This is a genomic window from Candidatus Accumulibacter sp. ACC012, assembly GCF_907163155.1.
Lineage (GTDB): Bacteria > Pseudomonadota > Gammaproteobacteria > Burkholderiales > Rhodocyclaceae > Accumulibacter > Accumulibacter delftensis.
Genome location: NZ_CAJQUC010000003.1, coordinates 482005 through 502276 on the forward strand (window position 1 = coordinate 482005; position 20272 = coordinate 502276).

Genomic DNA, 20272 nt, shown 5'->3' on the forward strand with positions numbered 1-20272 from the left:
CGCGCTGGGTCTGGGCGCGCTTGGCACGCTGACGCAGTTATGGGGGATGTTGCCGACCAACGAGATCATTCCGACCGGCAACTTCCTCGATCCGGACGTCCAGCGCTGGAGCAACATTGATTTCGCCGAGCACTATTACCAGACTCTGGCCAGTCCGACGGCTCTGCCGCTCGGTGGCGGCATCGTGTCCACACCGAATGGCCGCTTTGTGCCGAATTTCGATGTCAGCATCAACCTCAACGGCCGCGCCGGTTTCACCGTCGACGACGGGCTGGCGACGCTGACCGCCCTTAGCGATGGCTCGCTCAGGCCGGGCGGTCCGCACAGCCGCGTCTGGCGCTGGTACGGCGCGACCACGGATCTGTCGGCGGTGAACTTCGACAAGGCCGGCGAGCCGGTCTACCGTCGCCTGGCCGACAAGGAAGCGATCGAGTTTCAGGGCGTTAGCATCCCCTGGTACAACGCGCAGTCGTTTGCCCTTGGCGTCGGTCCGTCGGAGGGTATCGGCACCGGCTGGGCGTTCTCGCCGCAGGGTGGCGTGCCGTACGCCGGCACGCCGAGCACGATTCGCATCCCGGTGAGCTTCGACAACAGCGAGACGATCAATCCGTCGGGCCTGCCGGTACCCTCGGTGTTCAACGGCGACTTCGAGGAAGGCGCGCTTAACCGCAGCTGGCTGCTCGAATACTCGGCGGGCGGTCTGGCGACGAACCTCACCGGCGATCTGCCGGGCTGGTCCTTCCATGGTGGTAACTTCGCGGCACTCTACGCTCCCGGCGACCGACTGGTTACGCTGACCGAGGGCCAGCACGCAGCGATGCTCGACAACGACAATTCGTGGATCCAGCACAATCGGATGGTCGTCCCGGATTGGGCGGAGTACCTGAGTTTCGACGTCCAGGTAGTCGACGCAGGCGATGGCGAGACGCTGCGGGTGTCTGGCTACCTGCCCGACTCGGACAGCTGGATCTTCCTTGGTGCGGTCGCGGTCGACAGTGAGGGGAGCGGTTTCGTCAACCGCTTGCTGGAAGTCCCGGTCGAGTTCCGGGGCGCCGAACGGATGTTGAAGTTCTCGCTCAGCGCTGGCGGCTCGGCGGACGCCGAGATCCTGCTCGACCATGTCCAGTTCTCGCACGGGCTGATTACCGACAGCACGACCGACGAAAGCGACCGGGGCGTCTTCTTTACCGATACGGCGGGCGGCTTCGATAGTCAGTGGGTCGAATTGACCAATGGCTTCACGGAATCGTTCACGGTCACCGTGACCACCGACCCGAACGACTTCCTGGTGTTCGTCGACGGCGCCTTCGAAAAGGCGCTAAACGACAACCTGGCCCACGCGCCGCTTTATGAAAACCTGCTGCTCAATCCCGGCGACAGCCTGCACCTCGACCTGAAAGCGAGGTTCAGCGACGATTTCGTCAAGACCTACGCCGATGCCGACCTGCCGATCGAGAAGACCGCCTTGTACTTCACGATTACGCTGAGCAACGGCAGCGTCCGCGACGAGGTGGTCGACCTCTTCTACCTGCCGGACTTCGCCGACGGCGACGCGGGCGACGGCGTGTGGACGATGATGGACACGCTCGACGGCAAGACGCGAACGCTGGCTTTCGACAATGCCGCGCAGGTAGAGGTCAAGCCGCTGTTGAATCCGAGCGGGCAGTTCTCGGTCGAGATCAGCGGCGACATCGCGCAGGGAATCAAGTACCAGGCGGTGAATCCCAGTGCGATCGACGACTTTGCCGATTATCAGGTCGAGGAGGGTGGCCGCAATCTGGGCCAGATCAGGGTCTCGGCGCGCGCGGTCGAGAAGCAGACCGTCGGCGTTTCGCTGTCGACCCTGCGCACCATGGTGCAGGCGATTCGTACCGAATACGAGCAGTGGCTCGCCGACCCGACGACGCCGGTGCACGACGCGAACGGTTTCGCCACCGGCAACTACGGCACTTTCGTCAGCCTGTTCTCGCCGCTGATCACCGACGCCGAATGGGCCGAGGTGCTGACCGGTTTCCACAATGTCTTCGGCAAGGATCCGGCTGCCCTGGGGCCGGTGTACCCGGCGTCGATCTACCTGCCCAGTATCGAGCGGAGCGAGTTCGCCTACGGCGAAATTGGTCTCAATCCGATCGTGATGATCAACCGGCCGTGGCTCGACGTCGCCGACAACGAGTCGCGCAGCTTCGCCGGGATCGACTTTGCCTACAGCAGCTTCGAGAGCAATCTCACCGAAGCCGGCGGCGGGGCCGGAAGCTTCGGCGGCAAGCTCCTGCGCGACGACATTTCGATTCCTGCCAAGCGCTTCCTGCTCTCGCAGGTGGTCAATCCGCTGCGTAGCGGTGCGATGGCTGGCGGTAAGCCGATGACTTTGGTCGTCGATGGCATCCTGCGTGCCTATTTGAACGTCGGCGACACGCGCCAGGATGTCGGCGAGTCTTTCGGCTGGGTGGTCGGCCACGAACTGGCGCACAACCTCGGCCTGTTCGACGAGTACATCTACAGCCCCTTCCAGTCGGTGCCGCGCAATGGCGGCGACAACTTCATGTCCACCGCCAACACGATCACCGTCGCCGATCGCCAACGCGAAGCGCTGCACCTGGCGATGGACAATCCCGAGACGACGGTGTCGCTGGCCGGCACCAACGCCCTGGCGACCTGGTATCTGGACCTCGACGCGCTCGATGCCTCGAACCGCCCCACCCGCATTGCTCTGGCCTTGGCTCCCGGCGCCGGTGACGGCGACCCCGAAGCCGATCCACTCACCGCCTTGCTGGCTTTCGTCGGCATGCAGGGCGCGGCAACAGCCGACGTGATTTCGCAATCGCTGCTGCTCAACGGTGAGGTCCATGCCGGTATCGTCAATGGCGCTTTCGACGTTGCCGACGTGACGGCGACCGATTACGGCTGGATGGCTGTCGGTCAGGCTGGCGTCGCCAACGGCCAGGGCGTTCTCGGCGAGGACCCGCGGCTGGCGTCGCGGCTGGTACAGACCTTCACCGTTCCTGAGCAGGCGCAGTTGCTGCGTTTCGAACTGCTCGGCGCCGATTTTGTCGCCAATGACGGCGGTCCGTCCGACGCCTTCGAGGTGGCGCTGCTCGATATGGCCGGCAACGCCGTCGCCGGAAGCATCCCGGTGGCCAACAGCGACGCGCTGTTCAACCTGCAGGCCGGCGGCAAGGTGTTTGCCGCGGCGTCGGTCAGCGCCAGCGGCCTTAGCGACCGCAACGGCGGCACGCTAGCGGTTGATCAGCCGGTGACCGTCAGCATCGACCTCAGCGGTATCGCCGCCGGCACCGTGCTGACGCTCTACTTCGACCTGCTCGGTTTTTCCGGCGCGGCGAGTCGGCTGCGGATCGACAACGTCAACATCGTGAGCGCCGCTGACAGCGGCAATCTGCCGCCGGTCGCCAGCAGCCGCGCGATTGCCGCCAGCGAAGAGGGCGCGGCGGTGGCGCTCGGTCTGAGCGCGCCGACCGACGTCGATAGTCCGCTGCTGTCGATCCTGGTCAGCACTCTGCCGACGATTGGCGAGGTGCAGTACGCGGACGGCAGCACGGTCGGCGTCGGGGACTCGCTGAGCAGCGCCCAGCTGCTCGGCTTGAAGTATCTGCCACCGGCCGAATACAAGGCCAGCGATGCCGTCGGCCGCTTCTCCTACAGCGTCAGCGATGGCGTCAGCACGGTCAGCGGTGAGACAGTGATCACGCTGACGGCGGTCAACGACGCGCCGCTCGCCAGCAGCAGCGCGATCGTCGCCAGCGAAGAGGGCGCCGCCGTGGCGCTTGGGCTGAGCGCGCCGACCGACGTTGATAGCAGCGCGCTGAGCATCGTCGTCAGCGCTTTGCCGACCATTGGCGAGCTGCAATACGCCGATGGCAGCGCGCTTGGCGACACCGCTACCCTGAGCAGTGCACAGCTGCTTGGCTTGAAGTATCTGCCACCGGCCGAGTACAACGGCAGCGATGCCGTCGGTCGCTTCAGTTACCGCGTCAGCGACGGCAGCCGCACGGCGAGCGGCGCGACGACGATTGTCGTGACGCCGGTTAATGATGCGCCGCTCGTCAGCAGCAGCGCGATCACCACCGCCGACGGCGCCGCCGCCGTGGCTCTCGGTTTGAGCGCACCGAGCGACGTCGATAGCCCGCTGCTGACGATCGTTGTCAGCGCCTTGCCGACGCTGGGCGTCGTTCAGTACGCCGACGGCAGCACTGTCGGTGCCAACGACACGCTGAGCAGTGCACAGCTGCTCGGACTGAAGTACCTGCCGCCAGCGCTAAGCGACGGCAAGGATGCGGTCAGCCGCTTCAGCTACGGCGTCAGCGACGGGAATCGTTCGGTGATCGGCCAGACAACGATCACCGTGACCCCGAGCAACTACGCGCCGCTCGCCAGCAGCAGCGCAATCAGCGCCAGCGAAGAGGGCGCCGCGGTGGCGCTCGGCCTGAGCGCGCCGAGCGACGTCGACAGTGCCGTATTGAGCATCGTCGTCACCGCCCTGCCGACGCTGGGCGTCGTTCAATATGCCGACGGTAGCGCAGTCGGTGCAAACGACACCCTGAGCAGCCTGCAACTACTCGGCTTGAAGTATCTGCCACCCGTCGAGTACAAGGGCGGCGATGTGGTCGGTCGCTTCAGCTACCGCGTCAGCGATGGCCAGCGCTCGGTGAGCGGCGAGACGACGATCAGCGTGACGCCGGTCAATGACGCGCCGGTCGCCGTTGCCGACAGCGCCAGCGTCGATGTGCGCGGGTCGCTGCTGATCGACGTCCTGGCCAACGACACCGACGCCGAGCATCAGGCCTTGACGCTGATCAGTGTCGGTGGGGAAGCGCGCGGCGGGGTGCTCATCGAGAACGGCAAGCTACGCTATACGCCGGTGGCCAACGGTTTCGGTGCCGACCGCTTCAGCTACCTGCTGGCCGATAGCGAAGGCGCTACCGCCCGCGGCACGGTCGACGTGCTGGTCACCGGCAACCACGCCCCGACTCTGGCGGCGATGGCCGACGTCAGTGTCTCGGAAGGCCAGAGCTTGACCGTCAGTGCGCTGGGCAGCGATGTCGATCCGGGCGACGCCCTGAGCTATTCGCTGGTTGCCGCGCCGGCAGGCGCGAGTATCGACCCGAGCAGCGGGGTCATTGTTTGGCAGGCGCTCGACGGCGGCAGCTACGATTTCAGCATCCGTGTCACCGACCGGGCCGGCGAGGTGGCCAACCGCAGCTTTACGGCGAAGGTGCTCAACGTCGCACCGACCTTGCGTCTTTCCGGATCGCCGTCGATCGTCGTCGGCGAGGTGTACAAGCTTGTGCTGAGCAGCAGCGACCCGGGTCACGACAGCATCAGCAACTGGCGAATCGACTGGGGCGACGGGCAGGTCATCGACTATGCGGGCCAGCCGCGTCAGCTTGAGCATCGCTATAGCGGCGTGACGGGCGCGTTGCAGATTCGCGCCACGGCGACCGACGAGGATGGTAGTTACCTGCTTGATCCACTACCGCTTACGGTGCTTGGGAGAGCGCTGCCGGTGATGCCTTCCAGTGCCGACGGCAATGGCTTGGCGGTGCGTTTCAATGACATTCTTGATACCTTCGCCGGTTTCGACGGTTTCGATGTCTTCGCCAGCGGTGTGACCAACGCCTACGCTTCGCTTGCTGGCAGCGCAGGGTCCGCGCCACAGCCACGCGCCATCGATCTGCCGTTCTCTCTGAGCACGCTTGGCAGCTTGCCGCCGACCTTGCTCGCCGAGCAGCTGCGGCCAGCGGCCGACGACGCCGCCCGGGCGCTGCCGCAGATCGACTTTCGTCCGCGGCCGGCTGGCTTCCGCTTCCCGGTGGGCCATGCGCGCGGCGCGGCTGACGACTGGCGGAAGTCCTTCGTGACCAATATGGCGAGGAAATCGCATGATCCGAACCATGACCTGCGGGTGAGAGTGAGGGTGAATGTGGAGCCGCCAGGCCAGCTTCTGCCTCTACCTGAAGAACTCCTGGACGATCTGCCGGACTCTGCGCAGGAGGGTTCGCCGAATCGCGCTCGCCAGGGTGTGCCGAGCGGCAAGCCAGTGATTCGGCCGGAAGATGCGCAGGAGCTTTCTCTGGAGGACGCGCAGGACGCCAACAAGGATCTAGAAAGCGACGAAAACCGGGAAAGCCGCGGGGCACTGGAGCGCTTGATGTTGGCGCTGCCACTTTTTCCCTTCGGGCCGACGGTGTCTCGGCGTAGTCCAAGAACGCGGAGGTCGCAGACAAAGGGTCGCTAAGCGCAGAAAATGGCCGCTGATGGTCTTCAGGTTTATAGTGTGGCGATGACCTTCAGGCTGGGCCTGGTCGTTCGCTGATCGTCAGCTGTTTTATGAGCTTGGCCAAGGGCCAGCGTAGTCCGTGCTTTCGCCCCGACTCTGGAGAGAATTGTCGATGAACAGCCCGCCCGCTTCAGCGCCAAAAGCCAAGGCAGAAGCTCCTGCCAGGCGCACGAGGAAGAAAACGCCGGCGTCAGCAAAGACAGTGGCGACGCCGGCTGTGGTCGCGTCCGGCGCGACCGGTCTGGTCGGTCAGGTGCGTGCCGTGGCTGACAGGCTGCTCGCCGTCAGCTCGGCGGCCGGCGTTGCCGGGCGGACGCTGGAAGCAGCGGGAAAGGTCTCGCGAGCGCTCCTGGACGGGCAGGCCATGGAAGCCGCTACTGAGGTCTTGCGCGTGCTTCTGCCGAGTGCGGCTGATTCTGCCGCCTGGGCCAGGACCGGCGCTGCGGTGCGCAAGCTGCGTGAGAGCGCGGGCCTGACGATCACTGAGCTCGGCGTCGCCATCGACCTCCAGGACCCGTCGCTGGTCGAAGCGCTGGAGAATGGTCGCCTGGCGGTGTCCTTTGAGCTGATTCTTCGTCTGGCGGCGGTTTTTGGTCGCAAGGACCCGGTCGGTTTCGTCATGGGCCTGACGCGCACCGCCAACCCGGAGCTGTGGAAGAGCCTTGAAGACCTCGGCGTCGGCAAGCTGGTGCTGCAGTCGGTGCGCGAGCACCAGTTCGTCAATATCTACCGTAGTAACGACGACGCGCGCAGCCTCAGTGACGAGGAGTTCACCGAGATCCTGAGCTTCACCCAGGCTGCGTTTGCCATGGCGATGGCCCAGCGGGCACGCTACAAGCAGCACTCTGGCGGCTCCGTGCCGCCTGTAACTGAGTGATCCTGTGGGCTGTAGTGCGCATTCTGGTGAACTGCCGGCTTGCCAGAAAGCGGCATTTCTGATATCTAGTCGTCTCTTTTGAAATCAGGGTCTTTGAAAACATGGCTGACGACTTGACGTACAAGCATTTCACCCCTTACGCGGTGCAAGCGGGCGAGGAGTATATGGACAGCGGTCAGCTGGCTCATTTTCGCGCCATCCTCGAGGCGCTGAAGCACCAGTTGATCGACGACATCGAGCGTACCGTGCATACCATGAAGGATGAGGCGACGGTCTTTGCCGACCCCAATGACCGCGCCAGCCAGGAGACGGACATCGCCATCGAACTGCGCAACCGCGACCGGGAGCGCAAGCTGATCAAGAAGATCGAGGAGACGCTGGAATTGATCAACAGCGGTGACTATGGCTTCTGCGCCGCTTGCGGGGTAGAGATTGGCATCAAGCGCCTCGAAGCGCGTCCGACGGCGACGATGTGCATCGATTGCAAGACCCTGGAAGAAGTTCGCGAGAAGCAGATGGCCAAGTAGCTGGCGGCTTGGGGGCGTGCTGCGGGGCTTCGCGAGGGGGCACACGGTCGGCAGCTGCGCAGTCGCACGCTTGGCCCACCAAGCGACAAAAAAGGACGCCGTGGCGTCCTTTTTGCTGTCCCCTCAAGAGCGGCTTGACTGCCGCTGCCCGGAGAGGATGGAGGGTTATCAGGCGGCCGGTGGCACGCCGCCTTCTTCGACGGTCAGCGCCTTCATCGACAAGCGGACGCGTCCCTTCTCATCGGCTTCGAGGACCTTGACGCGAACTTTCTGGCCTTCCTTGAGGTAGTCGGCAACGGCATTGACGCGTTCGTTGGCAATCTGCGAAATATGCAGCAGGCCGTCGCGGCCAGGCAGGATGCTGACGATGGCGCCAAAGTCGAGCAGTTTCAGCACCGTGCCGTCATAGACCTTGCCGACTTCGACATCAGCGGTGATCGACTCGATACGCGCCTTGGCGGCGTCGGCGGCCTCGCCGCTGACCGAGGCGATGGTAATCGTGCCGTCGTCCTTGATGTCGATAGTGGTGCCGGTTTCCTCGGTGATGGCACGAATGACAGCGCCGCCCTTGCCAATCACGTCGCGGATTTTCTCCGGATTGATCTTCATCGTGTACAGGCGAGGGGCGTAGGTCGATACCTCCTCGCGATGGCCGGACATCGAGTCCTGCATCTGCTTGAGAATGTGCAGACGGGCTTCGCTGGCCTGGGCCAGAGCAATCTGCATGATCTCCTGGGTAATCCCCTGAATCTTGATGTCCATCTGCAGTGCGGTGACGCCGTTTTCGGTACCCGCGACCTTGAAATCCATGTCGCCAAGGTGATCCTCATCGCCGAGGATGTCGGTCAGGACGGCGACCCGATTGCCCTCCTTGATCAGGCCCATGGCGATGCCGGCGACGTGTGCCTTGAGCGGTACGCCCGCGTCCATCAGTGCCAGCGAGGCGCCGCAGACCGAGGCCATCGAGCTCGATCCGTTCGACTCGGTGATTTCGGAGACGACGCGGATGGTGTACGAGAAGTCTGCCGGCGACGGCAGCACGGCGAGGATGGCACGCTTGGCCAGGCGGCCATGGCCGATCTCACGACGCTTCGGCGTGCCGACGCGGCCGCATTCACCGGTCGCGTAGGGCGGGAAGTTGTAGTGCATCATGAAGCGCTCGCGATACTCGCCGGCCAGCGCGTCGATGATCTGTTCGTCACGACCGGTACCCAGGGTGGCGACGACGATGGCCTGCGTTTCGCCGCGCGTGAACAAGGACGAGCCGTGCGCACGTGGCAGTACGCCGGAACGGATGGCGATCGGCCTGACTGTGCGCGTGTCGCGACCGTCGATGCGCGGCTCACCGGCAAGGATGCGGCCACGTACGATGCGCGCTTCGGCGTCGGAAACCATCCGGCGGACGGCGCTGGCGTCGGGGGCGTTGTCATCGGCGCTCATCGCTTCGACGGCGTAGGCGGTGATCTCCTTGAGGCGCTGGCTGCGCAAGCCCTTGCTGGTGATCCCATAGGCTTCCTTCAGCTCGCCTTCGACGAGTTGGTCGAGCTTGGCGTGCACGGCTTCGTTGCGGGCCGCGGCTGACCAGTCCCATTCCGGCTTACCGGCTTCTTCAACCAGCTCGTTGATGGCGGTGATCACCGCCTGCAGCTGCTGGTGTCCGAACATCACGGCACCGAGCATCACTTCTTCAGACAACTCCTGGGCTTCCGATTCGACCATCAGCACCGCGGCCTCCGTCCCGGCGACAATCAGGTTGAGCTGGCTTTTTTCCAACTGGCTGGTGCCCGGGTTAAGCACATAGTCACCGTTGAGGTAGCCGACGCGGGCGGCACCGATCGGCCCGTCGAAGGGGATGCCGGAGATCGCCAGCGCGGCCGAGGCGCCGATCATCGCCGGGATGTCGGGGTCGATTTCCGGGTTCAGCGACATCACCATGGCGACGATCTGGACTTCGTGGTAGAAGCCTTCGGGGAAGAGCGGCCGCAGCGGCCGGTCGATCAGGCGCGAGGTCAGCGTTTCCTTCTCGGAGGGGCGACCCTCGCGCTTGAAGAAACCGCCGGGGATCTTGCCGGCGGCATAGGTTTTTTCGATGTAATCGACAGTCAGCGGGAAGAAGTCCTGCCCGGGTTTGGCGGTCTTGTTGCCGACCGCGCTAACCAGGACGACGGTGTCGTCCACCGAAACGATGACGGCGCCACCGGCCTGGCGGGCGATTTCGCCGGTTTCCAGGGTCACCTGATGGGCGCCGTAGGCGAAGCTTTTCTTGACGATATTAAACATGGTTGCCTCTCTCAATAGTCTGCTACGTGCCTGCCCACAACTCTGGCAGGGAATTCAACAATTCAACAATTCAATACTTCAATATTCAACGCCCCGACTGACCTGGCAATTGGTCAGCTGCGGGTCAGCTGCGGGTCAGCCACGGCAGCAAAAACAGCGGCGCAGCCCGGTGGGCTGGCCGCTGCTGGCTCTGGGAATGGCCGGCGCCTGAGCGCAGGTCAGTTCGGCGAGCAGGCCTATTTGCGCAGGCCGAGGCGTTGCAGCAGGTTGCGGTAGGAATCAGCGTTGGTGCGCTTGAGGTAATCCAGCAACTTGCGGCGCCGGCTGACCATGCGCAAGAGACCGCGGCGCGAGTGGTTGTCTTTTTTGTGTTCTTTGAAGTGACCGGTGAGGTCGTTGATGCGGGCGGTAAGCAGCGCTACCTGGACTTCGGAAGAACCGGAGTCGCCAGCGGCACGCTGGTACTCGGTCATGATTTGAGCTTTCTGCTCAACAGTGATCGCCATGTCAAACTCTCTTTCGTAAAAACGGCGCAGCCCCAGTTTGATAGAGCCGACACCAGATGGATGAAGGGATGGATTCGCTCGGCGAAGCGAACTCGGGATTCTAACGGCTGAGCAATCCGGGGGCAAGCGACAGTTACCCTCGCCAAGCTCTCCCCAGTCCTGAAGCACGAACCCGTGATCCCGGGAAGTGCCGTCGTCGGCTCATCGCGCTGCCGCTCCACGGGCCCTTGTGAAACACAAAAACCCCCGCGCCTCGGCGCGGGGGTTTTTCGCAGCGCGTCGGTCTCAGGAGCGGCGGCGGGTGCCAAGCATGGCGGCGAGTCCAATGCCCAGCAGCGCGAGCGTAGCCGGAACGGGAACAGGGCTGGTGGCGATGGCAGCGGACCACTCACCGGTGACGGCGTTCGTGCACTCGCCGGCAGAGCCCTCACAGAAGCCATTGGCAGTCCAGCTTCCCACGAATGGGGTAGCGTCAAAACCAGGGTGGGATACGACGCCGGCAATGCTCAGACCGATGGCGTCCTCGCACCGGCCCTGGTCGCAGCTTAGCGGCTTGTTGAAGCTCTGGGTCGCACTGACGAGCGTGAAGATGAAGTCAGTCGTCGTGAAGATAGCCTGAAAAGGTTCTTGCAGGGCGGTGATGTCAAAGGTAAAGGCATTCGCGAGGAGCGGTAATTTTTCGAAAGCGCCGGTCCCGCTGTTTTGGGTATCGGCGACTGCTTTTACGCCAAACGTGGTCAGGCCGCTCACAATGGAGTGGGTCGGTGCGCTGGGCAAGGCTGAGAGAGTGAAGCCGTCGAAGAAGGCAACGGTCCCATCGATAAAGGCCGCACTTGCGGCGCCAGCGTGCACTGCCAAGCCGACAGCGACGACCCCCGACAATAGCGAAACTTTTTTCATTATTGTGACTCCTCTTGAGCTTGTCAGGAAAACTGGCTTTATCGATCTCGCAGTATTCAGGCTCACCTGACCGTGCCTGTATGCCCTCTATGCATGAAGTATAGAAAATTAAGCGCAGATTTACAAAACAGCTGCTTGCTGAAATATTTGATACTTGGGTCGTGCGAGTGGTGCGGATGTAAAAAAACCGCCAATGTCGTGGCTGCGAAAGCGGCTCGCTTCCTCCGTCGCTGTGCAGGAAGCCTGCAGGCGGCTGCCGGCCTGCGCTGATCAGCGCTGATCAGCGCCGAGCGCTGCTCCGGGTGCTCACGTGCTGCGTCCGAACTTTTCGACCAGCTGGCCGAGTTTCGCGGCGTGCTGACGAGCCTGGGCTTCCGCCTCGCGCTGCATCTTGCGTTGCTCGGCCTGTTTCTTGAGGCGCTCCTTGACCAGTTCCGAGGCATGCTGGCGCTGTTCGGACGTGATTTCGCCCGCCGGCTGGCCGTCGAGGTCGACGCGGGTCGCCGCCTTTTCGCTTGCTTTCAGGTAGCGCAGTGAGTGAGTGTGGATTCCCAGGGCAATACGCAAGGGTTTGCGCTCGAGGCCTGGCAGGCGCGCCATGAGTTGCTTGTCGATGCCGATGGCCAGCGGCTGACTGTCGCGGAAGACGGGGAATTTTTCCTGCAAGTCCTTGAGCAGCTGGCGAGCATTCTGGCTGGGAATGGGTTTGTCCGTCGGGTTTATCGGTGGGCTGCAGGCTTCCGGCTTGGTTTCCGGGCCAGGGGTGGATGTAGTCATGAATGGTGTGCTTAGGTGTGTTTTGCGCAAAGGCGAAAAAGGGAAAAGGGAAATCGGAGAGAGCAGGGGAGCGAATCACGATTTCCAGGGGCTGTGCAGAGTGGCTTGGCCGATGTCAATAGGGAAGTCGCGTACGCGACTCACCAGGTCATGACCATCAGAAATGAATGCCGCGCATCATTTGCGAGAAGGCGATCTGGTCGGCTGTTTGCGGCGCCGAGTCGCCTTTCTTGTGCATGGCGGCGCTGGAGTCGCTGAACATGCGGAAGCTGGTGTTCATCATGATCTGCGCCGCTTTCGGCGTCAGCGAGTGCAGCAAGGCGCCGAAGATTCCCAGACGGGTGGCGATACGCACCGGTTTGTGGATGATCGCTTCGACGATCAGGTCGGCGGCTTCTTCGGGTGACAGTGTCGGGACCTGTTCGTAGATCTTGGTTGGCGCGATCATTGGCGTGCGCACCAAGGGCATGTTGATGGTCGTGAATTCGATACCACGGTCGGTAAACTCGGAGGCTGCGCAGCGCGCCCAGGCGTCCATCGCCGCTTTCGAGGCGACATAGGCCGAGAAGCGTGGGGCGTTGGTGAGGACGCCGATGGACGAGATGTTGATCACCTGCCCCTTGCGCTTGGTCAGCATTCCGGGAAGTAGGCCCATGGTCAGCCGCAGCGCGCCGAAATAGTTCACTTCCATCGTCCGTTCGAAATCGTGGAAGCGATCGAAGGAGTTCTCGATGCCGCGGCGAATCGAGCGTCCGGCGTTGTTGACCAGGATGTCGACGCCGCCGTGCTCCTCGTTGAGGGCTTTCACGAGTGCGTCACATTGTTCCTTGTTGGCGATGTCGACGGCGTAGGTGATCAGTTGCAGGCCAGCGGCCTCGAACTCCGCGCGGGTTTCGTCAAGGGTCTGCTGATCGCGGGCAATGGTGACCGCTATCGCGCCGGCCTCGGCCATCTTGCGGATGGCGGCCCTGCCGATTCCGGACGAACCGCCGGTGACCAGTACCACTTTGCCCTCAATATTGCCGCGCAAGGTGCGATCGATGAACAGGTCGGGGTCAAGGTGACGTTCCCAGTAGTCCCACAGGCGCCAGGCGTAGCTATCGAACGCTGGTACGGCAATGCCGGTACCTTTGAGTGCGCGCTGTGTTTCGCGGCAATCGAAGCGGGTCGGGTAATTGACGAAGTCGAGGATGTCGTCAGGCAGGCCGAGGTCCTTCATCACTGCGTTGCGAATACGTCGAACGGGCGTCAGCGAGAACATCGCCTTGCGCACCGAGCGCGGGATGAAACCGAGCAGTGCGGCGTTGATGCGCATTGCCATTTCCGGTGCGTGCGCCGCGCGAGCAATGGTATTGAGCAGGTCGCCAACGCGCATTGGCGTCGGATCCGTGAGGTGGAAGCACTGACCATCTTCGCCCTTGAGGTGCGCAATGTGGTCCATCGCGGCGACCACGAAGTCGACCGGTACGACGTTGATGCGCCCGCCCTCGATGCCGATGGTCGGCATCCACGCCGGGAAGGTCTTGCGGATCTTCTGGATCAGCTTGAAGAAGTAATAGGGGCCGTCGATCTTGTCCATCTCGCCGGTACGCGAGTCGCCAACAACGATCGCCGGACGGAAGACGCGCCACGGGATCTTGCATTCCTGACGAACGATGGCCTCGGAATCGTGTTTGGTGCGAAAGTAGGGATTCTCCAGGTTCTCGGCTTCGTCGAACATGTCTTCGCGAAACAAGCCTTCGAAGAGTCCGGCGGCGGCGATCGAGCTGGCGAGGTGGAAGTGCTTGGCGGCGATTTCCTCCGCCAGCTGCACCGTGTTGCGTGTGCCGTCGACATTGGCCCGCTGTTGCTCCTCGGCGCTGGCCTTGAGGTCGTAGACGGCGGCCAGATGGAAGAAGTGATCGACCTTGCCTTTCAGCTTGCGAATATCGGTTTTCGAGATCCCCAGCTTGGCTTGTGTCAGGTCGCCGACGATGGGGATGACGCACTTTTCGTCGCTCTTCCAGAACTCGTAAAGTTCCTGGATCCGGTCGGCTTCGACGCTGCGCACCAGGAAATAGACGACCGCGTCTGGGCGGGCCAGTAGCTTGGTGATCAGCCGCTTGCCGATGAACCCAGTGGCCCCCGTGACGAAGTAATTCATTGCTGTCTCCCGAAATTCATGTCATTTTCTTGCCTAGACTATCAGTCGCTAGAGCTTGCAACCCAGGCCTTTAGTGTGCGTCCTCTAGATATTGTCACTAGACTTGGTTTCCAGGGCAAGCGAAAAAGCTTGTCACCTTTTGATTAGTACCTTCAAGGAGATAAAGATGGGCAAGAAACTCAAAGAACTGGCGGGTGACGTCAACGAGAACCAACTGGCATCGACGGTCAAGGAGTCTGCCCAGCAAATCTGGCTGGCGGGTCTTGGCGCCTTTGCCAAGGCACAGGAAGAGGGCGGCAAGGTGTTCGACGCGCTGGTCAAGGAAGGCGAGACCATTCAGGCCAAGACGCGCAAGATGACCGATGAAAAGATCGCCGATGTGGCCGGCAAGGCAACCGGGACCTGGGATCGCCTTGAGCAGGTTTTCGAGGATCGCGTGGCGCGCGCCCTGGGAAGCCTCGGCGTGCCGAGTAAGCAGGATATCGACAAGTTGTCCAAACGCGTCGTTGATCTGAGCGCTGCCGTGCAGGCGCTGACGGAAGGGAAGCCTGCCGCCAAGCCGGCCAGTCCCAGGACCACGGTCAAGTCGGCCACTCGGCCGGCTGCGAGCGTTGCACAAGCGGTTACCGCCGCCGCCAAGCCCGCTGTCCGCAAGCCTGCGGTACGGAAAGCAGCGACAGCCAAGCCGGCGGTGCCGGTAACGCCTGCCGACGTGCTGAATACGCTTCCCAAGAGTGGCGCCGAGTAATCTGGTCGCCAGCTTGCGGTGCCAGGTTTCTGAACGACTCTGAACGACTTCTGGCTCCGTAAGCTGCGCGCAAGGTTTTCTGGGGCGCAGCAGGCTCAATACGGGAGGGCGGGTCTCGCCTTGTGCACCCTGTCGGCGTGCCTCGCGGATCATCGGCTGGCCTTTCGGCGCTGCCTCTGACCGCGCTTTCTCAAGTAAAAGGGCTATTCCATGACTGCGACAAGCAGGCCTGCAAAGATCGCGCTGGCGCTCGCCGGCGGCGGTCCGGTGGGTGGAATCTACGAAGTGGGCGCAATGGTCGCCTTGTCCGAGGCGCTCGACGGCGTCGATTTCAACGCGTTCGACATCTACGTCGGTGTCAGTTCTGGAGCCCTGCTTTCCGCTGCGGTCGCCAACGGCTTGGGGCCTGCGGCCCTGGCCAGGATGCTCGTCGAGAACGACAACAACGAAGTGTTCGACCCCGGCATGCTGTTACGGCCGGCTTTTGGTGAATACATCCGGCGCGCCATGTCGGTGCCGGCTATCTTCTGGTCATCCTTGCGGCAGTATCTGTCCGACCCTTGGCATCTTCGTCTGGTGGAGGCTTTCCAGGGCCTCAGCCATGCCATTCCGACCGGCGTTTTCAACAATGCGGGAATCGACAAGCTGCTCTGCAAGCTTTTTTCGACGGGTGGGCGAAGCAACGATTTTCGCCAGTTGAAGCACCAGCTTTTTCTGGTGGCAACCGATCTCGATACGGGTGAGTCGGTAGCCTTCGGCTCGGCAGGGTATGACGACGTGCCGATTTCCGTCGCCGTGCAGGCAAGTGCGGCTTTGCCGGGTTTGTTCCCACCGGTCAGGATCGGCGAGCGCTATTTTGTCGATGGCGCCTTGATCAAGACTCTGCACGCTTCCGTTGCGCTGCACGAAGGCGCCGATCTGGTGATTTGTGTCAACCCGCTGGTCCCTTTTGATTCTCGGCTAGCGGCTCGGCGACCGGCGCACGAACGTTCGACGTCGGCGCCCACACATCTCGTCGAGGGCGGTTTGCCGGTCGTCCTGGCACAGACTTTTCGCGCCATCATCCACTCGCGAATGCGCACCGGCATGGACCGCTACCGGCTCGAGTTCGCAGGGGCCGATGTGCTGCTCTTCGAACCGACACGCGACGATGCGGACATGTTCTTTACCAATGTCTTCAGCTATCGTGGCCGTAGTCGCCTTTGTGAGCATGCCTATCAGCGGACCCGCAAGGACCTCTATCAGCGCCGCCACGAACTGCAGCCCATTCTTGCGCGCCATGGCTTCCAGTTGAATCTCGGTGTGCTCAAGGATCACACGCGCTCTCTCCTGTCACGCAAGCGCCGTCCGGATCTGGCGAGCAGCGCCAGCGCGCTCGATTCGTCCCTGGCTGACCTGGAACGGTGGTTGCAGGCGCAAAAGGCGTGACCCCGTTCTCCCGCTCTCGGGAACACGGCGAGTGGCATTCCCTGCGCTTGCCAGCGGTGCTATCCTGACCCGCGTCGACAATCTGGCTCACGATGGGGGACGGATGGAAAAAAAGCCGAAGAGGCGTACTCGCGAGAGAATCGTCGAGACCAGCCTGCGCTTGTTCAACGACTTTGGCGAGCCGAACGTGACGACGACGGTCATTGCCGACGAGATGAACATCAGTCCCGGCAACCTCTATTATCACTTCCACAACAAGGACGAGATCATCGAGGAGATTTTCGTCGTCTTCGAGCGCGAGATCGAGGAAACGCTTGCCGCGCCGACGCGGCGCCTGGCCGATGTGGAAGATATCTGGCTGTTTCTGCACCTGCTCTTCGAAACGATCTGGAAGTATCGCTTCTTCTACCGTGATCTGAACGATCTGCTGACCCGCAATCGCCTGCTCGAGATCCATTTCAAGCAGATCATGGCGCACAAAGTGCATACCGCAACCAATCTCTGCGAGGGCCTGGTAGCGACGGGTGCCATGCGTGCGACAACTCTGGAACTACGGGCTCTGGCGACGAACGTGGCGGTGATCGCCAGCTACTGGCTGTCGTTCGAGTACGCTTGCGATCCACGCGGCAAGATCGAGGGCGGTCGCATCGGGCGCGGTGTGTATCAGGTGATGGCGATGCTCTCACCATTTCTGCTTGACGAATCGAAAATGCTGCTCGAAAAGCTGTCGCGTGAGTACGTCACGACGTAGCAGCAGGTTGGTGGAAATTTCTCACGCATCTGGAGGAAGATCATGGCTTGGAACAAATTCCCCTATCCCGAAAAGGCCTACGCCTATCCCGGCGCGGCGCTGCAGAAGAGTTGGGAGCGCCTGCATCGTGGTGACTGCGAGCCGTTTCCCGAGGACGCCAGGGTCCAGGATGCCTGGCGCAGTTATCACGCGGGTGACTTTGGCAAAGCGGTCGAGTCTGGCCTGGCCTGTGGTATCGCCGGCTACAACGCCGCCAACAAGGCTGCCGCCATCTATGCGAATTACCTCGATAGCGATGACGAGCACAAGCGTCGACTACTTCTGGAGGTCGCTCGGCGCTGCGAGGAGCAGCAGGGGAAAACGCCGGCTGACGCCAATTGCTGGTACTTGCACGCCTATGCCCTTGGCCGCTACAGCCAGAGCATCTCGGTGGTCAAGGCGCTGACGCAGGGCCTCGGCGGCAAGATCAAACACAGCCTGGTGCAGGCTCTCGAACTGCAACCCCGGCACGCCGACGCACGTGTCGCGCTGGGTGCTTATCACGCCGAGGTGCTCGACAAGGTCGGAGCGCTGGTCGGGGGAGTGACCTACGGAGTGAAGAAGAGCACCGCCAACGAACTCCTCGAAGCGGCTCTGAAGCTTAACCCCGATTCTGCGATTACCCGCATCGAGTATGCGAATGCCCTGGTGATGATGTTTGGCAAGGCGAAAATGAAGGATGCCGAGCGCTTCTATCAGGAAGCCGCGGCCTTCACGCCGATGGATGCGATGGAGCGCCTCGATGTCGAAGCGGCGCGGGCCGAACTGGCTGATTGAGGCTTCGCCGTAGCCGTGGCGCGTTGCTCGTGCGGGCGACGCGGGTCAGCTTGGTCTGCTGGTGGGGGGGCTGCGGGCCAGGTCTTCGGCAACGGCGTCGGGGTCGGCAAGCCGATCGCCGGGTTGCAGGAGGACCAGCCAGAGAAGTTTTTCGAACTCATCGGCAAAGCGGTCGACGATGTTCTGCGGATCGTCGACCATGCCTTTGTCGGTGATCACGCCCAGTTGTACGCGCTGGTTATAGGAGAGGATGCTGACCCCCATGCCGATGTCGCCAGCCTGCGGAACCCAGACCATCTGCTGGTCGATGCTTTGGCCGGCTAGATAGCGCAACTGCTGCGAGCCCGGGACATTGGTCATCACCGCCGTCGTCTTCCCGGCCAGCAGGCGGAGCAGTTGCTCTTCGACGAAGCCTGGTGCCATGCCCGCCGCGCCGAGCAGGGCGTAGGTCAGCAGCGCCTGATAGGAGCTCTTCAGTGCGGCCATCCGGGCGCGTGTCGCGTAGAGGCGGGCGAGTGGGTTCTCGATACCGACCGGTAGTTCCAGTGCCACCAGGCCGAAACGGTTACCGAGATCGCCGCTGTCATTCGGTGCGCGCAGATTGACCGGGACCATGACGCGAATCTCGGCGCCGTTTACCACGTCGCCCTTGGCCATCAGATAGCCGCGCAGTGCGCCTGCCGCCGCCGCGAGCAGGGTGTCGTTGACCGAGCAGCCGAGTGCCTTGCCCGTGGCCTTGATCTCGGCCAGTGAGATTGGCTCCGACCAGGCGACGCGCTTGACCGTACCCGGCTTTCCCTTGAAGCGTGTTGGGCTGTCCGCCGGCATCAGCGCCAGTTTGCCGATTTCTCGGGCAACGGCGCCGCCGATGCGGGCAAGGTCGCCGATTGGCGCCGACTCCTTGCGCAGGGCGAGGTATTGTCCCCAGAGCTTGCAGCCGACGCTGAGCACGCTCGCCGTGACTTCGCTGAGCGGTTCAAGGACCAGCTCCCAGAAGAACTCGCCTCTATCGCTTGCGTCGCCAGCCGTGCCGGGTCGATCAGCGCTGGCGCCAGTCGCGGTGCTCCGCTCAGACTCTTCCGGGGCATCGATTTGCGCGTCGGTCAAGGCGTTGGTGACCCCGATGAGGGCGATGCCGTCGGCAATCGCGTGATGGATGCGAACGACCAGGGCTGAATTTCCGTCGGCGATTTCGACGAGGTTGAATTCCCAGCGCGGCCGTGCCGGATTGAGCGGTGTGCTGGCCATTTCGGCGACGAACTTCTGCAGTTCCAGTTTGCCGCCGGGAGCAGGAAGCAGTGAATGGCGAAGGTGGCTGTCAATGTCGAAGTCAGGGTCGTCTACCCACCACACGCCATCGGCGTCTACCGTCGCGATCTGCCGGAAGCGTCGGTAACACAGCAGGCGATGGACAATGGTGCGTTTCAGGCGCTCGCTGTCGATGCGGCCAAGGAAGATCATGACGCCGATGATTTGCATCAGATTTTCAGGTCGGTCCATGCGTAGCCAGGCGGTGTCGACGTGGGAAACTTTTTCGCGCGCGGTCATCCCAACTGCTCCCGGAGAAAATGGCCAAGGCATATAATGGCAAGACGATTCATCAGTTTATCGACCGGAGAGATCAGCGTGAGTGATTTACAGACCCAGTTCGAGGCCGCCGTGGCCGCTTCCAAGACCCTCAGCGAGCGGCCGGACAACGCCTCCTTGCTGAAGCTTTATGCGTTCTACAAGCAGGCCACCGATGGCGATGTCGAGGGCAGGCGCCCAGGGTTTACGGACATGGTTGGTCGCGCCAAGTATGACGCCTGGGCAGCGATAAAAGGGACTGTGTCTGACGATGCGATGAAGCAGTACATCGCACTGGTCGAGAGCTTGCACGCGAGCTGAAGAAGCCCTGTCTGCAGGCCGCAGGTGGGAACGCCAGCCTCAGGCTGGAAAATTCTCATCGAAGAAACGTTGTACTTCGCGCTCGATGCTTGGCTTGAGCGCGAAGAGCAGCAAACCAAGCGTGATTTCGAGCGCGACCTCCTTGCTGTCGAGCGACAATTCGCCGCTAACGCCTGGCCTCTTGAAGTTCATGACATCGCCGTCCCAGTCGTAATCCAGGTCGAACTCCTCCTTCAACTCGGCAGCCATGTGTTCAGCAGATTTACGGGCCTGGGCGCGCGTTTTTCCATGGTTGCGGCGAATACTGATGTCGCTCATCGTAGAGACTCCTGTGGGG

The 20272-nt window shown here is 62.4% G+C and carries 15 protein-coding genes (1 of these 15 cut by a window edge); 8 read left to right on the plus strand and 7 right to left on the minus strand.

The window, feature by feature from the left end:
• The 3 genes from QZ648_RS05460 to dksA form a co-directional block, all read left to right on the plus strand.
• Window positions 1–6253 carry the end of a CARDB domain-containing protein gene (locus tag QZ648_RS05460; RefSeq protein ID WP_291996349.1) on the plus strand. 22922 nt of this gene lie to the left of the window's left edge, so the window shows 6253 of its 29175 coding nt (coding positions 22923–29175); its start codon lies off the left edge, out of view; its stop codon occupies window positions 6251–6253.
• Window positions 6254–6407: 154 nt separating this feature from the next.
• The gene (locus tag QZ648_RS05465; protein WP_291996350.1) at window positions 6408–7172 is read left to right on the plus strand and encodes a helix-turn-helix transcriptional regulator; all 765 of its coding nucleotides are present in this window, start codon (window positions 6408–6410) and stop codon (window positions 7170–7172) included.
• 101 nt (window positions 7173–7273) lie between these two features.
• The gene (gene dksA, locus QZ648_RS05470) at window positions 7274–7699 is read left to right on the plus strand and encodes an RNA polymerase-binding protein DksA (RefSeq protein ID WP_291996351.1); all 426 of its coding nucleotides are present in this window, start codon (window positions 7274–7276) and stop codon (window positions 7697–7699) included.
• A gap of 168 nt (window positions 7700–7867) precedes the next feature.
• On the opposite strand, the gene pnp is transcribed toward dksA, so the two are convergent.
• From pnp to QZ648_RS05495, 5 genes are all read right to left on the minus strand, one after another.
• Complete coding sequence (gene pnp, locus QZ648_RS05475; protein ID WP_291996352.1) at window positions 7868–9979, minus strand: polyribonucleotide nucleotidyltransferase; 2112 nt, start codon at window positions 9977–9979, stop codon at window positions 7868–7870.
• Window positions 9980–10215: 236 nt separating this feature from the next.
• A complete protein-coding gene (gene rpsO / locus QZ648_RS05480) occupies window positions 10216–10485 on the minus strand; it encodes a 30S ribosomal protein S15 (RefSeq protein ID WP_291996353.1) in 270 nt (89 codons plus the stop codon).
• A gap of 285 nt (window positions 10486–10770) precedes the next feature.
• Window positions 10771–11385, minus strand: coding sequence for a PEP-CTERM sorting domain-containing protein (locus tag QZ648_RS05485; RefSeq protein ID WP_291996354.1), 615 nt, complete (start codon window positions 11383–11385; stop codon window positions 10771–10773).
• Window positions 11386–11691: 306 nt separating this feature from the next.
• Window positions 11692–12162 carry a ProQ/FINO family protein gene (locus tag QZ648_RS05490; protein WP_291996355.1) on the minus strand — a complete coding sequence of 157 codons (471 nt, stop codon included), beginning with the start codon at window positions 12160–12162 and terminating at the stop codon, window positions 11692–11694.
• Between the two features lie 157 nt (window positions 12163–12319).
• Window positions 12320–14305 carry an SDR family oxidoreductase gene (locus QZ648_RS05495; RefSeq protein ID WP_291996356.1) on the minus strand — a complete coding sequence of 662 codons (1986 nt, stop codon included), beginning with the start codon at window positions 14303–14305 and terminating at the stop codon, window positions 12320–12322.
• 166 nt (window positions 14306–14471) lie between these two features.
• On the opposite strand from QZ648_RS05495, the gene QZ648_RS05500 reads away from it, so the two are divergent.
• The 4 genes from QZ648_RS05500 to QZ648_RS05515 all read left to right on the plus strand — a co-directional run bounded on the left by QZ648_RS05500 (window position 14472) and on the right by QZ648_RS05515 (window position 18048).
• Window positions 14472–15053, plus strand: coding sequence for a phasin family protein (locus tag QZ648_RS05500; protein WP_291996357.1), 582 nt, complete (start codon window positions 14472–14474; stop codon window positions 15051–15053).
• A gap of 210 nt (window positions 15054–15263) precedes the next feature.
• Window positions 15264–16481 (plus strand): patatin-like phospholipase family protein, encoded by a 1218-nt coding sequence (locus QZ648_RS05505; protein ID WP_169068163.1) that lies wholly within the window; start codon window positions 15264–15266, stop codon window positions 16479–16481.
• Between the two features lie 103 nt (window positions 16482–16584).
• A complete protein-coding gene (locus QZ648_RS05510; protein ID WP_291996547.1) occupies window positions 16585–17232 on the plus strand; it encodes a TetR/AcrR family transcriptional regulator in 648 nt (215 codons plus the stop codon).
• 42 nt (window positions 17233–17274) lie between these two features.
• Window positions 17275–18048 carry a hypothetical protein gene (locus QZ648_RS05515; RefSeq protein WP_169068161.1) on the plus strand — a complete coding sequence of 258 codons (774 nt, stop codon included), beginning with the start codon at window positions 17275–17277 and terminating at the stop codon, window positions 18046–18048.
• A 45-nt stretch (window positions 18049–18093) separates the two neighbouring features.
• Here the strand turns inward: QZ648_RS05515 and QZ648_RS05520 are convergent, their stop codons facing one another.
• On the minus strand, window positions 18094–19596 hold the full coding sequence (locus QZ648_RS05520) for a wax ester/triacylglycerol synthase family O-acyltransferase (protein WP_291996358.1): 1503 nt from the start codon (window positions 19594–19596) through the stop codon (window positions 18094–18096).
• Between the two features lie 78 nt (window positions 19597–19674).
• Between QZ648_RS05520 and QZ648_RS05525 the strand changes: the two genes are divergently transcribed.
• The gene (locus QZ648_RS05525) at window positions 19675–19935 is read left to right on the plus strand and encodes an acyl-CoA-binding protein (RefSeq protein WP_169068159.1); all 261 of its coding nucleotides are present in this window, start codon (window positions 19675–19677) and stop codon (window positions 19933–19935) included.
• A gap of 39 nt (window positions 19936–19974) precedes the next feature.
• On the opposite strand, the gene QZ648_RS05530 is transcribed toward QZ648_RS05525, so the two are convergent.
• Window positions 19975–20253 (minus strand): polyhydroxyalkanoic acid system family protein, encoded by a 279-nt coding sequence (locus tag QZ648_RS05530; RefSeq protein WP_169068158.1) that lies wholly within the window; start codon window positions 20251–20253, stop codon window positions 19975–19977.
• Window positions 20254–20272: the final 19 nt, after the last annotated feature.